The following is a 15726-nucleotide window of genomic DNA, read 5'->3' as shown; positions in this document are numbered from 1 at the left end:
ATGTAAGCGATATCAAAATAAAATATGAAACACTTTTTATTTCGGAATTTTCCAAAAAAAATATTAAAAAAATGGAGGTGGTTTTGCTCTTTGTCACGAAATTGTTGAAATCACACGTAAAAATACGGAGGGATTCGCTTGAAAAAATTTATCGCTTATCAAATTTTGATCGCACTCGCCATTGGAGCAGTGATCGGACACTTTTTCCCTGATTTCGGAATGGCGCTGCGCCCCGTCGGAGACGGATTTATCCGCCTGATCAAAATGATCGTCGTTCCGATCGTCTTTTCTACAATCGTCATCGGTGCGGCCGGAAGCGGAAGCATGAAAAAAATGGGCAGCCTCGGCATCAAGACGATTATTTGGTTTGAAGTGATCACGACCATCGTGCTCGGACTCGGGCTGCTGTTGGCCAATGTCCTAAAGCCCGGCATCGGCCTTGACCTCTCCCATTTGGCCAAAAAAGATATCGACGAGCTCTCGGGCTACACGGAAAAAGTAGTCGATCTTAAACAAATGATCCTCGATATTATTCCTACCAACATCGTTGACGTCATGGCCAGAAACGATCTGCTTGCCGTGATCTTCTTTGCGATACTGTTCGGCGTCGCAGCTGCCGGGATCGGCAAAGCCTCAGAACCTGTCATGACATTTTTTGAGTCTGTTGCCAATATCATGTTCAAGCTGACACAGATGGTAATGGTGACAGCCCCTATCGGCGTGCTTGCCCTTATGGCCGCATCTGTCGGCCAATACGGCATCGAGCTTCTGCTTCCTATGTTAAAATTGGTCGGCACCGTCTTTCTTGGACTGTTTATCGTTCTTTTTGTGCTGTTTCCGCTCGTCAGTCTTATTTTTAAAATTAAATATTTCGAAGTCCTGAAAATGATTTGGGATTTGTTTTTGATCGCGTTTTCCACGACAAGCACGGAAACGGTGCTGCCGCAGCTGATGGACCGCATGGAGAAATACGGCTGTCCGAAACGGGTCGTTTCCTTCGTGGTTCCTTCAGGCTTGTCGCTGAATTGTGACGGCTCCAGTCTGTATTTATCGGTCGCCTGTATCTTTTTGGCGCAGGCATTCAATATAGACATGAGCATATCGCAGCAATTGCTCATGATGCTTGTGCTTGTGATGACAAGCAAAGGGATCGCCGCCGTGCCATCGGGATCGCTCGTCGTCCTTCTGGCAACCGCTAACGCAGTCGGCCTTCCCGCTGAAGGAGTGGCGATTATCGCAGGCGTAGACCGCGTCATGGACATGGCGAGAACAGGCGTTAACGTCCCAGGTCATGCCGTTGCCTGCATTGTTGTATCAAAATGGGAAAAAAGCTTCCGGTATAATGAGCGCTTTGTGCTTGAAAAACAATATCGGACAGAAAGCCTATAAACATTAAAGCTCAAACCGATGACCGGTTTGAGCTTTTTATTACGAGCTTTTCATCCAAGGCATTTTTTGAATTTTGCGGTATGCCCTGCCGTTAATATAGAAAAAGAAAGACGTTTTGCCGCTCGCTTTGATCAATTTTTTCGCAAGCCGGCCGATTTCCTTCTGGCCCGCTACTTTGTCATCTGACAAATAAACGCCCAACAGGCCCCTGTTGATCAGGCGGTGAAAATTTTCATGCGGGATGCCGCGCAAATGCTCATCCGCCATTTCGATAAAATGCTCAAGCCTTTCCATCATTTCAGAATGTGACGAATAATAGGTGCAAAAGTTCAAGTCTCCGCCGATCAAATCTTCCTCTTGGTCGATCAAATAATCAAGCAAAATGTGCAATCCCTGTATGTACGGAAAATAGCTGTCGCGTATTTTTCCGGCCATCGCTTCTGTAAAGTCCGGCCGGACGGAATACGATACTAAACAAAAAATGCCGAGCGTCGAGCCTGCACACGCTGAAAATTCATACCATTCCATTTCAGGCAAAGCGGATTTGTATTTGTCGAACCAGGCCTCAAGCCGCGGCACGCGTTCGTGTTCAATGACGTGTTTATGGACTTGCAGGTCGCAGTAATAGCTGCAAAGCTCAAGCAGGTGCTCTTTGATCAAGCCGTAGTTTTCGATATCGGCCAGAACGTCCTGGCATGTTTTGACCAGCTCGTGCAAATAGCCGCAGTCTTCTTGATCTTCCCTGAACCGGTAATAGTTTTTCAGCTCCGCGCCGACAGTCAGCGCGTCTTTCATCGATTGGTGAAGCATGGCGAAATCGTCCGGATCAAGCGAAGTGCTGCGGTCGCATAAGTTATCAAGGTAGTCGCTTATCGTCTGATAGGCGGTAATAAACCGGATCGACTGCCTGATCTTCTCTCCTGAAAGAAGCGCCAATATGCCGCCTCCTTCACAGTGAAAGGTTTTTTGCCTGATGCTTGCCAACGCCTGCATTTTCAGCTCAGAGTTTTCAATGTTTTCTGCCTTCGTCCGCCATTTGTCTAATTCCTGATGGACGAGCGGAAAAACCTCTCTGTATACTTTTGCCATTAACCCTAACGGATGCTCCGGTACTGACAAAGAATGCACCTCCATTACGTGATATATTGATCTGCAAACGCTTTTGCCGCTTTAAAAACGTCCTCTCGTTCAGGCTCATTAAAGATCTCGTGATACAAGCCCTCCCATTCCCTGTATGCCTTATTTCGCGATGCAAGCTGATCAAACCATTTGACTGTCATTTTTTTATCGACGATCAAATCTGTGCCAGCCTGCATGACTAGCAAAGGGGTGTTGAGAAACGCGTCAGCCGGCTCCAGCGCGCTTTTCATTGCTTTTAATAGCTCTTGATACCATCTGACGGAAACTTTTGTAAAATACAACGGATCATTGTCGGCCATTTCGATGAGTTCTTTATTTCTCGTCGCTTTGTCGGGCGTAATGCCTGATTCGAACGAAAGGGACGGAGCTACGACATTCAGCCCTTTGGAGAGCACGTCCATCAATTTGTTCGGTTTTAGCTTTAATTGCAGCCCGAGACAAGGGGATGATAAAATGAGACCGTTAATGGCATTTTCGTGCTGCTTGAACCACTCAATTGCGACGAGTCCGCCCATGCTGTGCCCGAGGAGAAATACCGGCAGCCGGAACGATTTTGCCTTGTCAATCCATTTGTCTACTTCATCAATATATTCTTGAAACGAGCGTATATGCCCTCTTGCTCTTGTCGATGTGCCCTGTCCGGGCAGATCGTCCATGACGACATGGTATCCGGATGAACGCCACATTTCGGACAGCCATTTATACCGCCCGTGATGCTCACAGGCCCCATGGACAATGACGATTGAAGCAACAGGTCTTTCCGCTTCCACGCAAAACATGCTTGACCACCTCGCGCTATATTTTTAAAACACGTAAATGAAAGGATGGAACTCATGATTTACCCTTATAAAGATACCGAACCGCTCATTCATAAAACGGCGTTTATCGCCGACAACGCGTGCATCACCGGAGATGTTACGATCGGAGAGCACTCAAGCATCTGGTTTTCCTCCGTCATCCGCGGGGATGTTGCACCGGTCCGGATAGGAAAAGGCGTCAATATTCAAGACCTTTCTTGTCTGCATCAAAGCCCGAACCGCCCCCTCTTGATCGAGGATGGCGTGACGGTCGGCCATCAGGTCACATTGCATAGCGCAGTAATACGAAAGCATGCCCTTATCGGAATGGGATCGATTATCCTCGACGAAGCCGAGATCGGCGAAGGCGCTTTTATCGGCGCTGGAAGCCTTGTCCCGCCCGGGAAAAAGATCCCGCCGTTTCACCTTGCTTTCGGCAGGCCCGCCAAAGTCATTCGTCCGTTAACCGACAGTGACAAACAGGATATGGAAAGAATACGCAAAGAATACATTGAAAAAGGACAATACTACAAGTCCCTTCAACAAAAAGACTAGCTTTGCTACAACTTTACCATTTTTTTCGCCATAAATTAAGCAAAAACCTTTTTCTGCCGTCTGCAGCCTTAGCGCCAGCGGCTTTTTTTCGTTTCCGAAATCTTTACAAATACTTATCATTTGCTAAACATTCATTTTTTACAATAAAAGCGAGCTACCATTCGCCTAAGGGGGTTATTACGCTGAATAAACTGATGATCGGCATGTACAACTTTGAATGCAGAATTTTCCTCGGTATGAACAGCTTGTTCCATCAAAAAGCATTAAATCGTTATTTTCGCTCTTCTACCCATTTAGGGGGAGCTTTTTGTACCATTTTCGCTTCGCTTCTACTGATCGTGTTCGGCGAAGGAAATATTCGCCTTGCCGGAGCCGCCTCTGCACTTGCGCTCCTCGTCAGCCATCTGCAGGTCGTGCTCATCAAAAAGCTTTATCCGAGAAAGCGCCCGTATATGACGCTGAAACAGGCAAAGGTGCTGAACAATCCGTTGAAGGATCATTCCTTTCCATCCGGACATACGACAGCCGTATTTTCTGTAATTACACCGGTAATCGTATTCTTTCCGATACTGGCGCTTTTATTAATCCCAGCCGGAATCACAGTCGGCCTCTCAAGAATCTATCTGGGCCTTCACTATCCGTCAGACGTGCTGGCCGGCATGGTGCTTGGCGTCTCAGCCGGAATCATGTCATGTATGATCATGTGAGAACCGTTTCTTCCAGATTCAGCCAAATGTTAAAAACCAACCATCAGGAGGGGAAACGATGAAAATTGCGATTTTTACCGACACCTTTACGCCCGATGTCAACGGCTGCGCCAGAACGTTAAAGAGGTATACAGATTATCTGGAGAAAAAAGGAATTCCGTATAAAGTGTTTGCACCGGAAAGCACGCACGAAACACAGTTTTCAAGCAGCATCCGCCGTTTTGCAAGCTTGCCGTTCTTCCTTTACCCCGAATGCCGGCTCGCACTCCCCAATCTCATCCAAATGAAAGCAGAGCTTCGTGAATTCAGGCCTGACCTCATCCATATCGCGACCCCGTTCAACATCGGCCTGGCGGGGCTGAAATACGCGAAAAATCGAATATCCCCCTGGTAGGTTCGTATCATACTGACTTTGACCAGTACCTCGCCTATTATGACCTTCACATGTTTTCCAAGCTTTTATGGAAGTATATGCATTGGTTTCATAAATCTTTTCAAAAAATCTTTGTTCCTTCGCACGAAACACTGCGGCAGCTAAAGATGAGGCAGTTCAGAAATCTGTCCATTTGGAAGCGCGGCGTCGACTGCTCTTTATTCAATCCGGCATTTTGCACCGAAAAGGTGCGGGAGCAGTATGGAATAAAGGAAAAATATTTGCTCAGCTATGTCGGCAGGCTCGCACCTGAAAAAGACCTTGAGACGCTGCTTATGACTGCAGACCACCCAACATTGCAAAAGGATGTTCATTGGCTGATCGCCGGAGACGGCCCATTAAAAAAAAAGAACTTGAAAAACGCGCTCCCGCCAACATGACCTTTGCCGGCTATGTCAAAGGCGAAGAGCTCACAAGCATTTATGCAAGCTCAGACTTGTTTGTGTTTCCTTCTCCGACGGAAACGTTCGGAAATGCGGCTCTTGAAGCGCTCGCGTGCGGAACGCCGGTGGTCGGGGCAGACTCCGGCGGCCTGAAAGACTTCATTCAGCACGGAAAGAACGGGTTTCTTGCAGAGCCGAAAAACCCTGAAGCCTTTGCCGCATACATTTTAAAAATCCTATCAAACGACGGATTGAAAAAACGGATGGGAGAAGAAGCGCGGAGCTATGCGCTCACACAATCGTGGGACGCCATTTTTGAAAGGCTCCTCTCCGAATGCGAAGGCGTACTAGCCGAATGTTCCGGAGAAAGGACGGCTTAAAAAAAGAAAAAGGTTTTCGATAAATCGAAAACCTTCAGGCTGTCGAGAAAATCGACAGCCTTTTTCATTTTTCCCTTAAATTATCCATTTCACCATTTTATAATAAAGAAAAGCCTTCTAAAAGGACGGTGTCTGTTCATGTTCTACACAAGGAATTCTTCCCAGAACGAAGCTGAATTTGTATTGCTTGATCAGCTTGTTGAAGAGGATCACCTGCTTCGTAAAATTGACAAGTACATCGATTTCTCTTTTATCATTGAAAAGGTTAAACCTTACTACAGCGAAAATAAAGGCCGCCCCTCACTTGATCCGTTGATTTTATTCAAAATGATGTTTATCGGATACCTTTACGGTATCCGTTCAGAAAGACAGCTCGAAAAAGAAATTTACTATAATATGGCTTACCGATGGTTTTTAGGGTTAAACATCAACGATCCAGTTCCTCACCATTCAACCATCAGTTGGAATAGACGTACACGCTTTAAAGATACGACCATTTTTCAAGACATTTTCGATGAGATCGTTCTTCAGGCCATTAATCATGATATGGTAGGAGGCCGTGTCCTTTTCACAGATTCAACTCACCTCAAAGCCAATGCCAATAAGCATAAATATACGCGAAAAACGATTGAGCAGGATACACAAAACTATATAAAGGACTTGGATAAAGCCGTCCAAGAAGATCGGGAAGCACGCGGAAAAAAGCCTTTAAAAGCCAAAGAGGAGGTGAAAACTAAAAAGGAAATTCGTCATAGTACAACTGATCCCGAAAGCGGCTATCTTTACCGTGAAAACAAACCTGAAGGTTTTTTCTATTTAGATCACCGAACAACGGATATGAAATTCAATATCATCACCGATGCCTATGTAACGCCCGGTAATGTCCATGATTCTGCGCCTTATCTCGATCGATTAGACCACCAAATCGCACGATTTGGTTTTCAAGTTGAAGCCGTCGCTCTTGATTCTGGCTATCTGACAACTCCAATCTGTAAAGGACTGTCCGACCGTCGAATTTTTGGCGTTATTGCTCATAGACGCTTTCATCCTACAAAAGGTTTGTTTCCGAAGTGGAAGTTTCATTATGACCGTGAAAAAAATCAGTACATTTGTCCGAACGGACAAACACTCTTATACTCAACAACAGATCGAAAAGGCAACAGATTTTATAAGTCCAACCCTGAAAAGTGTGTCTCATGCCCTCTGCTTGAAAACTGTACAAGATCGAAAAACCACCAGAAGGTCGTCTCAAGACACATATGGGAGGACCATAAAGAAAAGGTCAGGCAAAATCGTTTGTCCGACTCCGGAAAAATCCTCTACAAAAAAAGAAAAGAAAAAATAGAGCGGAGCTTTGCAGATTCAAAACAGCTGCATGGGCTTCGCTACTGCCGGTTGAGGGGAAAACAAAATGTGAGCGAACAAGTTCTCCTCACCGCCGCTTGCCAGAATATGAAGAAGATTGCCACACACTTAGCCAAGCTTGGCTAAGTGTGTGGGAGGGCTTTTTCCTTTTATAAAGATTAAAAAATGAACAAGAAATTTTATGAAATAAAAAAGCTTGTAGGAAAAAACATGTTTTTCTCTACAAGCTGAGAAAAAGGTTTTCGATAAATCGAAAACCTCAGCTTGTCGACAAAGTCACAAAAAAAGTGGCTTGATCGACAAGCTTTTTTTGTTAAAATGTGTGTGGAATCTATTTTTGGAGGTTTTACCATGTTGACCAAACACTCTAAAGATCAGCGTGAACAGCTTGAAGTCTTTGCCTTAAGTGAGCTTGTACCTGAAGACCATTTGGTCAGGAAGATGGAAGAAGCCATTGATTTTTCATTTATTTATGAAAAAGTTGCCCCTCTTTATTCTTCAAAAGGGCGTCCAAGTATTGATCCTGTTGTACTGATTAAAATGGTGCTCATTCAATACGTGTTTGGTCATCGCTCCATGCGCGAAACCATTAAGCGAATCGAAACTGATGTAGCCTATCGCTGGTTTATTGGATATGGATTCTCTGAAAAAATCCCTCATTTTTCAACCTTCAGTAAAAACTATGAACGTCGCTTTCATGACACAGACCTATTTGAAACAATCTTCTATAAGATTTTACGTCAAGCCATGGATCTCGGCCTCGTCGATCCTTCGGTCGCCTTCATCGACAGCACACATGTCAAAGCGAATGCCAATAAGAAAAAGTTTGTGAAAAAGATCGTAAGAAAAGAAACAAGAGCTTATCAGGAGCAGCTAGATCAAGAAATTAATGCCGATCGCGAAGCGAACGGAAAAAAGCCCTTAAAGCCCAGGCGATGCTTAGAGGAACGAGAAGTAAAGGAAAGTACAACTGATCCTGAGAGCGGATATTTTGTCAAAGGCGAACGAGAACGTCTTTTTGCCTATGGATTTCATACAGCTTGTGATCGGAACGGATTTGTGCTGGGAACGGTTGTTGAGCCTGCCAATATCCATGACAGCCAAGTGTTCGCGTCGCTGTTTCAACAAGTAAAAGAGCGCGTTGCCAAGCCTCATACGGTCGCAGTTGATGCCGGATACAAAACACCGGTTATCGCAAAATTTCTTCATGAAGAAAACGTTCGCCCTGTTATGCCTTACACGCGTCCGCAAACCAAAAAAGGATTCATGAGAAAACACGAGTATGTTTACGATGAATTTTATGATGTCTATATCTGCCCGCAAGACCATATTCTCTCCTATCGCACAACCAATCGGCAAGGTTATCGAGAGTATGCTTCAGATCCAAAACGATGTAAACCATGTCCATTACTACATACATGTACAGAAAGTAGAGATCATCGAAAGATGATTCACAGACATATCTGGCAGGATCATTTAGACGAAGCTGATCATCTTCGGCATACGGAAGAGAATAAACAAATCTATGCCAAACGTAAAGAGACGATCGAACGAGTTTTTGCCGATTTAAAACATAAGCATGGCCTGCGCTGGACAACCCTACGGGGAAAGAAAAAATTGTCCATGCAGGCGATGCTTGTTTTCGCTGCCATGAATCTGAAAAAGCTGGCGAATTGGACCTGGAAAGGTCCTAACCGCCAGCCTTCTGATCGAAATAATAGAATAAAATGGACAAAAACAGGTCGGATTTTAAAAATCCGACCTGTTTTGTCAACGGTCTGAAAGGTTTTCGATAAATCGAAAACCTTTTTCTTATGCTTATACGATAATGACTTCCTTCGGCTGATGGTTCAGCTCTTCAGGCACAAAGCGCTTTTCAACGAAAATGCTGTGCCAGATCATGAAGATGAGGACTGTCCAGATTTTGCGGCTGTTGTCCGCTTTGTTGGCGCAATGGTCTTCAAGAAGCTGCAGCACATAATCTTTATGAATATATGCATCTGTTTGACTCTCTTTAATAATGCCAACGGCCCAGTCATGCATTTCATTTTTCAGCCAGTGGCGGATCGGCACAGGGAAGCCCAGCTTTTTGCGGTTTAGCACGTGTTCAGGAACGATGCCTTCAGCCGCTTTTCTAAGCAGATACTTTGTCGTGCCGTTTTTCGTTTTGAGCTCTTCCGGAATTTTGGAAGCCGCTTCAAAGACGACTTTATCCAAGAACGGAACCCGGAGTTCAAGGGAATTGGCCATCGTCATTTTATCGGCTTTCAGCAAAATATCGCCGCGCAGCCACGTATGAATGTCGACATACTGCATTTTATTGATGTCGCTGTAAGACTTGCTTTCTTCAAAAAACGGCTTTGTCACATCACGGTATGTGATATGTTCGTCATATTGGCGAAGAAGCTTCGATTTCATGCCTTCTTCGAAAATCTTCGCATTGCCGATATATCTCTCTTCAAGAGGCGTGCATCCCCTCATTAAGAAGCTTTTCCCTTTCATGCCCTCAGGCATCGCGGACGCCACATAGAGAAGCATCTTTTTCAAAGGAGACGGAATCCGTTCGAACGGCTTTAATGACAGAGGCTCGCGGTAAATGTTATATCCGCCGAAAAGCTCATCAGCCCCTTCTCCGGACAAGACGACCGTCACTTGTTTTTTCGCTTCCTTAGCGACAAAATACAAAGGAATCGCCGCAGGATCTGCAAGCGGGTCATCCAAATGCCAGACGATCTTCGGAAGCTCGTTCATGTACTCTTCAGGCGAAATGACCGTGCTGAAGTTTTCCAGACCGAGCTTTTCGGCGGTCTCTTTCGCCACGTCGACTTCACTGAAGCCTTCATGTTCAAAACCGACCGAGAACGTTTTTAAATTTGGATGAAATTGCTTGGCAACGGACACGATAAAGGAAGAATCGATACCGCCTGAAAGGAATGAACCGACAGGCACGTCGCTTCTCATATGTACTTTCACGGAATCAAAAATGGCGTCCCTTACCTCTTGGACAAGCTTGTCCTCGTCCGTCTGCACAGGCTTAAATTGGACTTTCCAGTACGTTTTAAATTGAATGTCTTCATTCGGCCGGATCGTAAACTGCTGGCCCGGCTCCACTTTCTGCACCTTTTGATCAAGCGTTTCAGGTTCAGGAACAAATTGGAATGAAGCATACTGCTGAAGCGCCTTTTCATTAAATTCCACATCGGCGCTGACAGGCATCAGGCTTTTTCTCTCTGATGCGAAGTAGACATGTCCGTCCGTTTTCGTAAAATAGAGCGGTTTGATTCCAAACGGATCGCGCGCGCCGTACAGAAGCTGCTCTTGTTTATCCCAGATCAAAAATGCGAACATTCCCCGCAGCTTTGCTGCCGCTTCTTGTTTGTAATGGCGGTATGTCGCAAGAAGAACTTCCGTATCGGAATCAGTCTTAAATTCATAGCCTTTTGAGATCAGTTCTTCCTTAAGCTCTATATAGTTATAGATTTCTCCGTTAAAAATAATCCAGTATGAATCATCTTCATATGACAGAGGCTGTCCCCCGTTTTCCACATCGATGATGCTCAGTCTTCTAAATCCGAAGCCTACATGTTCATCATGATAATACCCATCATCGTCCGGACCGCGGTGTACAATCATTTCGTTCATTTGCTTAATTAATTCTTCCTGGGCTGCTGTCTCGGATGATGGGCGATGATTGAATACCCCTACAAATCCACACATAGTATTGCCTCCGATTGTTTAAGATTTCGAAGCAGACTGTATCTGCTGCTTTATTAGACATGTGTTTAAAGAAAAACGTTTCAAAAAACCTGAAAAATGTTCACATTAGAATCCTTGTTTTCTAACAAAAAACGATAGTCAATCTGGATATTTTTCAAGTTTCAAAACCCGCTTATTTTTGCCATCAAAAACAAAGCCGCTTGTGTAAGCGGCTATGCGATTATTCCCCTAACGCCTCTTTGCGCAATTGATCTGCTTTATCTGTGCGCTCCCAAGGCAGATCAAGATCAGGGCGTCCAAAATGTCCGTAAGCTGCCGTTTGTTTATAGATCGGACGGCGCAAGTCAAGCATTTTGATAATGCCGGCAGGTCTCAAATCAAAGTTTTTGCGAACCACGTCGATCAATTTCTCTTCGCTGGCTTTGCCGGTGCCGAACGTATTGACTGAAATGGATACAGGCTGTGCGACGCCGATCGCATAAGCAAGCTGCACTTCGCATGAATCAGCAAGCCCTGCTGCCACGATGTTTTTCGCCACATATCTCGCTGCATAAGCCGCGGATCTGTCGACTTTGGTCGCGTCTTTTCCGGAGAACGCTCCGCCGCCGTGGCGCGCGTATCCGCCGTATGTGTCAACAATGATTTTTCGTCCTGTCAAGCCTGCGTCGCCTTGCGGTCCTCCGATGACAAAGCGGCCTGTCGGGTTAATAAAATATTTTGTGTTTTCATCGATCAGGTCTTGCGGAACAACCGGGTTAATCACATGTTCTTTCAGATTGCGCTGAATCTGTTCCAGCGAAATTTCCGGATGGTGCTGCGTAGAAATAACGATCGTATCGATGCGGACCGGTTTGTTATTCTCATCATATTCGACGGTCACCTGCGTCTTTCCGTCCGGGCGCAAGTATGGAAGAATTTCCTCTTTGCGAACTTCGGTCAAACGGCGGGACAGTTTGTGAGCAAGAGAAATCGGCAGAGGCATGAGCTCTTTTGTTTCATTGCACGCAAAACCGAACATCAGGCCTTGGTCACCGGCTCCGATCGCTTCGATTTCAGCGTCGCTCATCGCTCCTTCACGTGCTTCAAGCGCCTGGTCAACCCCCATCGCAATATCCGGAGACTGCTCATCTATCGACGTCAACACCGCGCACGTTTCTGCGTCAAAGCCGTATTTTGCGCGCGTGTATCCAATTTCTTTAATCGTTTCACGAACCGTTTTCGGGATATCCACGTACGTGGATGTCGTGATTTCACCGCTTACCAGCACCAAGCCGGTCGTCACAGATGTTTCGCATGCAACGCGGGCATTCGGATCTTTCTTTAAAATTTCGTCTAATATACTATCCGAAATCTGATCGCAAATTTTGTCCGGATGTCCCTCCGTAACTGACTCTGATGTAAATAACCGACGATTTTTGCTCATGTATGTTTCCTCCTGTATATGAAGATCAGCCGTGATCTTAAGGTATGATACGGAACTCGTCTCTCTTAATTATATGACGATACTCGGGCTTCATACTCTCTCGTCTGAAAGGCTTCGCTAATCGGGACGCCAAGCCGTCTATGGAAAGAGGCTTTTCCAGCGTCTCCTATTGCCCGGATACTCGGCCAAAACCTTTCACTTTTATGTGAAAAACGCCCAGTACCTTCCTCCTGAAGGCATGATTTTTTATGCAATAAAAAAACCTTTTCCTGTTCGCTGAGGAAAGGGTCTGGTAGTGCGTGCCTTTCACTCTTATCGCTCAAGGTATGTCAAAACCTTGCATCAGGTTAGCACCGTAGTTGTCTCGAAACTGTGATGATGAAGAGAAACCGGTTGCTGGGCTTCATTGGGCCTGTCCCTCCGCCAGCTCGGGATAAGAGTATCCGCTCAATGAAATATCTTATCTTAAAATGACTTGTCATGTCAATATAAGCAGAAATAAATTTGCACACCGTACATAAAGAAAAAACCCGCACGAAATTTGATAAACAGTATAGACTATAAGAACAAATGTGTTATACTAATTCTACATTAATGTTATACACATTAAATAACACGCAAAGGAAGGTTTTTTATGAACTCTGTAGATGCAACGAACGATTTGCAAACGTTATTGTCAGGCAAAAACGTTCAATTTAATTTATCCGTTCCCCATTTGGTTGAAAAGGTTCTTGAGCGGAAAGAGGGAATTTTGACATCATCCGGAGCCGTGCGCGCGACGACCGGTACATATACCGGCCGCTCTCCGAAAGACAAATTCATCGTAGAAGAAAAAAGCACAAAAGAGAAGATCGACTGGGGCGCGGTGAATCAGCCGATTTCGGAAGAAGCTTTTGACCGCCTTTACACAAAAGTCGTCAGCTATTTAAAGGAGCGCGAGGAACTGTTTGTATTTGAGGGGTTTGCGGGTGCAGACGAAAAATACCGGCTTCCGATTACTGTCGTCAACGAATTTGCGTGGCATAACCTGTTCGCAAGACAGCTGTTCATCAGACCTGACGGCCGCTCCCGGCAAGCGGCTGAAGAGCCTTTTACGATTCTTTCGGCGCCGAATTTCAAAGCCGATCCGCTGATCGACGGCACCAAATCGGAAACGTTCATCATCGTATCGTTTGAAAAGCGCACCATCTTAATCGGGGGCACAGAATACGCCGGAGAAATGAAAAAATCGATTTTCTCCATTATGAACTACCTTCTTCCCGAACGAAACATTTTGCCGATGCACTGTTCTGCCAACATTGGCGAAGAAGGCGGCACAGCCCTCTTCTTCGGCTTATCCGGGACGGGAAAAACGACGCTGTCCGCAGATCCGAACCGCAGGCTGATCGGAGACGATGAACACGGCTGGTCAAGTACGGGAATCTTCAATATTGAAGGCGGCTGCTATGCAAAATGCATACATTTAAGCGAAGAAAAAGAGCCGCAGATTTACCGGGCGATCCGCTTCGGCTCCGTCCTGGAAAATGTCGTTGTTGACGATGCGACCGGGGAGCCGGACTATGATGATGCATTTTATACGGAAAACACGAGAGCGGCCTATCCGATAGATGCGATCGATAACATCGTACTGCCAAGTATTGCAGGACATCCGCAGACGATTGTATTTTTAACGGCAGATGCGTTCGGCGTGCTGCCTCCGATCAGCAAGCTGACGAAAGAGCAGGCGATGTACCATTTCTTGAGCGGATATACGAGCAAGCTTGCCGGAACAGAACGCGGCATCACCTCTCCTGAAGCGACCTTCTCAACGTGCTTCGGTTCGCCGTTCCTTCCGCTTCCTGCTCACGTTTACGCGGAAATGCTCGGCAAGAAAATTGACGAACACGGTGTCAGCGTGTTCCTTGTCAACACAGGATGGACCGGCGGAGGCTACGGAGTCGGGAAAAGAATGAGCCTGGCTTACACGAGGGCAATGGTGCGCGCGGCAATCGAAGGGGATTTGGACAACGCCGAGATGAGAACGGACCGGATTTTCGGCCTGCATACGCCGATCCACGTTCCAGGCGTTCCTGACCAGGTGCTCGATCCGGCGAAGACGTGGGCGGATGAAAAGGAGTACGAAGAAAAAGCGAGCCAGTTGGCAAATGAGTTCAAAAAGAACTTCAAAAAGTTTTCCAATACGGGAGACCTCGAAAAAACGGGAGGCCCTCTAGTTTAACGATAAAGCCAAGGTCGCGGACAGCGCCTTGGCTTTTATGTTTAATTCGTCGAGTTTAAAGAAACGAGTCTATATGTTAAATGAGTGCGCCCTTCCGACCATTCCAGGCGCTCCGCATGGGCGGTTCCCGTCACATCGCCGTTCTTCGTCTTTTTGACTTCTATCGGCACATGAAGAGGGTAAACACGATAGCCTTCTTTTTCAAGTGTAAATACATTTTCCTCTACCCGCGTTTCTTTTCCTTTCGTGACGATCATCGTATTAAATTCAACAGGCATTCCCATCAGAAAATCCCCCTCCTTTTTATCTGTCAGCATTAGTTTACCATAACTTGTCCATTACCTGCTTTTCATCCATTGCGCAAGGTCCCTTACAATCCGCCTGTTCTCCTTGGGGGGAAAGTAATGGGTGAACTGATTGAAATACCATGTTTCGACCGGCTTTTTTTGACTGATCAATTCCCGTTCGAGGTGTCTCGCGTGCTCAATCGAAACATTCTCATCCTTTGCACCGTGGATGAGCAGCACCGGCGCTTCGATGCTGCCGATTTTGTCAAACGGCGTCCTCCGCCCGTACGCTTCCGGCACTTTCTCCGGCGTACCTCCAATGACCCGTTTCATCATTCTCCGCAGGTCTTTGCGCTCGCGGTAAGTCAAGGCCATATCGCTGACCCCTCCCCAGGAAACGAATGAAGCGGCGGCAGATCCCATTTCTATCGCCGTTAAAATGCCCATGATCCCGCCTCTTGAAAACCCGAAAATGTGAACCCGCCGATCGTTCACAAGCTCGTGGTTCTGAAGAAGGCGAAAAGCGGCAAATGCATCTTCTCTATCGTCTCCGGCAAAATCTTCATTGCCCTCACCGCCCTGGTTTCCTCTGTAGTACGGCGCAAAAACGACAAACCCTTGCGAAGCAAATTGGACGATTCGTCCGGGCCTGACCATCCCGACATTTTTGATCCCGCCCCGCAAATACAAAAATCCGTCATAGCGGCCGGGAGCAGCCGGTTCAGCCAGCAGCCCCTTGACCTTGAGCCCCTGCGACAAATAGGTGACGGAAAACAGGCGAATCCGTTTATTCGGAGACGGGAACCTCCTTTTTTCTATCCACATGTATGGCTCACCTCTGATAATCCGCAGTCGTCCCTCACACCTGTTTTGCATTTAACATAAACTATTTTATGCCGAAAGCAACCGAAATTAAAGGAGGGAAATCGGTT

General features: G+C 46.2%; 12 protein-coding genes, 1 pseudogene and 1 riboswitch. Of the genes and pseudogenes, 7 read left to right on the top strand and 6 right to left on the bottom strand.

Annotated elements, in window-relative coordinates:
* Positions 1 to 138: 138 nt before the first annotated feature.
* The gene (gltP, locus tag MHB78_RS06730; RefSeq protein WP_046129337.1) at positions 139 to 1389 is read left to right on the top strand and encodes a glutamate-aspartate/proton symporter GltP; all 1251 of its coding nucleotides are present in this window, start codon (positions 139 to 141) and stop codon (positions 1387 to 1389) included.
* Positions 1390 to 1428: 39 nt separating this feature from the next.
* Here gltP and MHB78_RS06725 read toward each other — a convergent pair whose 3' ends face one another.
* Together MHB78_RS06725 and MHB78_RS06720 are read right to left on the bottom strand one after the other, a co-directional pair.
* Positions 1429 to 2508 (bottom strand): tetraprenyl-beta-curcumene synthase family protein, encoded by a 1080-nt coding sequence (locus tag MHB78_RS06725; RefSeq protein WP_046129338.1) that lies wholly within the window; start codon positions 2506 to 2508, stop codon positions 1429 to 1431.
* A gap of 14 nt (positions 2509 to 2522) precedes the next feature.
* Positions 2523 to 3308 (bottom strand): alpha/beta hydrolase, encoded by a 786-nt coding sequence (locus MHB78_RS06720; protein WP_046129339.1) that lies wholly within the window; start codon positions 3306 to 3308, stop codon positions 2523 to 2525.
* Between the two features lie 54 nt (positions 3309 to 3362).
* Between MHB78_RS06720 and MHB78_RS06715 the strand changes: the two genes are divergently transcribed.
* The 5 genes and pseudogenes from MHB78_RS06715 to MHB78_RS06695 all read left to right on the top strand — a co-directional run bounded on the left by MHB78_RS06715 (position 3363) and on the right by MHB78_RS06695 (position 8931).
* Entirely contained in the window at positions 3363 to 3881 is a 519-nt protein-coding gene (locus MHB78_RS06715) for a gamma carbonic anhydrase family protein (RefSeq protein ID WP_046129340.1), read from the top strand.
* 194 nt (positions 3882 to 4075) lie between these two features.
* Positions 4076 to 4588, top strand: coding sequence for a phosphatase PAP2 family protein (locus MHB78_RS06710; RefSeq protein WP_046129342.1), 513 nt, complete (start codon positions 4076 to 4078; stop codon positions 4586 to 4588).
* Between the two features lie 58 nt (positions 4589 to 4646).
* Positions 4647 to 5784: pseudogene (locus MHB78_RS06705) on the top strand (glycosyltransferase family 1 protein).
* 138 nt (positions 5785 to 5922) lie between these two features.
* A complete protein-coding gene (locus MHB78_RS06700; protein WP_046131917.1) occupies positions 5923 to 7275 on the top strand; it encodes an IS1182 family transposase in 1353 nt (450 codons plus the stop codon).
* Positions 7276 to 7500: 225 nt separating this feature from the next.
* Entirely contained in the window at positions 7501 to 8931 is a 1431-nt protein-coding gene (locus tag MHB78_RS06695; protein ID WP_065894240.1) for an IS1182 family transposase, read from the top strand.
* Positions 8932 to 8967: 36 nt separating this feature from the next.
* On the opposite strand, the gene asnB is transcribed toward MHB78_RS06695, so the two are convergent.
* Together asnB and metK are read right to left on the bottom strand one after the other, a co-directional pair.
* Complete coding sequence (gene asnB / locus MHB78_RS06690; RefSeq protein WP_046131342.1) at positions 8968 to 10866, bottom strand: asparagine synthase (glutamine-hydrolyzing); 1899 nt, start codon at positions 10864 to 10866, stop codon at positions 8968 to 8970.
* Between the two features lie 220 nt (positions 10867 to 11086).
* Positions 11087 to 12289 (bottom strand): methionine adenosyltransferase, encoded by a 1203-nt coding sequence (gene metK / locus MHB78_RS06685; RefSeq protein WP_046131343.1) that lies wholly within the window; start codon positions 12287 to 12289, stop codon positions 11087 to 11089.
* A gap of 309 nt (positions 12290 to 12598) precedes the next feature.
* Positions 12599 to 12729, bottom strand: a riboswitch (SAM riboswitch).
* 194 nt (positions 12730 to 12923) lie between these two features.
* Between metK and pckA the strand changes: the two genes are divergently transcribed.
* Entirely contained in the window at positions 12924 to 14507 is a 1584-nt protein-coding gene (gene pckA, locus MHB78_RS06680) for a phosphoenolpyruvate carboxykinase (ATP) (RefSeq protein WP_046131344.1), read from the top strand.
* Between the two features lie 41 nt (positions 14508 to 14548).
* Here the strand turns inward: pckA and MHB78_RS06675 are convergent, their stop codons facing one another.
* Together MHB78_RS06675 and MHB78_RS06670 are read right to left on the bottom strand one after the other, a co-directional pair.
* The gene (locus MHB78_RS06675) at positions 14549 to 14791 is read right to left on the bottom strand and encodes a DUF2584 domain-containing protein (RefSeq protein ID WP_046131345.1); all 243 of its coding nucleotides are present in this window, start codon (positions 14789 to 14791) and stop codon (positions 14549 to 14551) included.
* 54 nt (positions 14792 to 14845) lie between these two features.
* A complete protein-coding gene (locus tag MHB78_RS06670; protein WP_046131346.1) occupies positions 14846 to 15619 on the bottom strand; it encodes a prolyl oligopeptidase family serine peptidase in 774 nt (257 codons plus the stop codon).
* Between the last annotated feature and the right edge of the window lie 107 nt (positions 15620 to 15726).

Origin of the sequence: Bacillus sp. FSL K6-0138 (assembly GCF_037982765.1) — a bacterium.
GTDB classification, from domain to species: domain Bacteria; phylum Bacillota; class Bacilli; order Bacillales; family Bacillaceae; genus Bacillus; species Bacillus glycinifermentans.
Note: the sequence above shows the minus strand (reverse complement) of the source record. Positions and strands in the feature narration are given on the sequence as shown.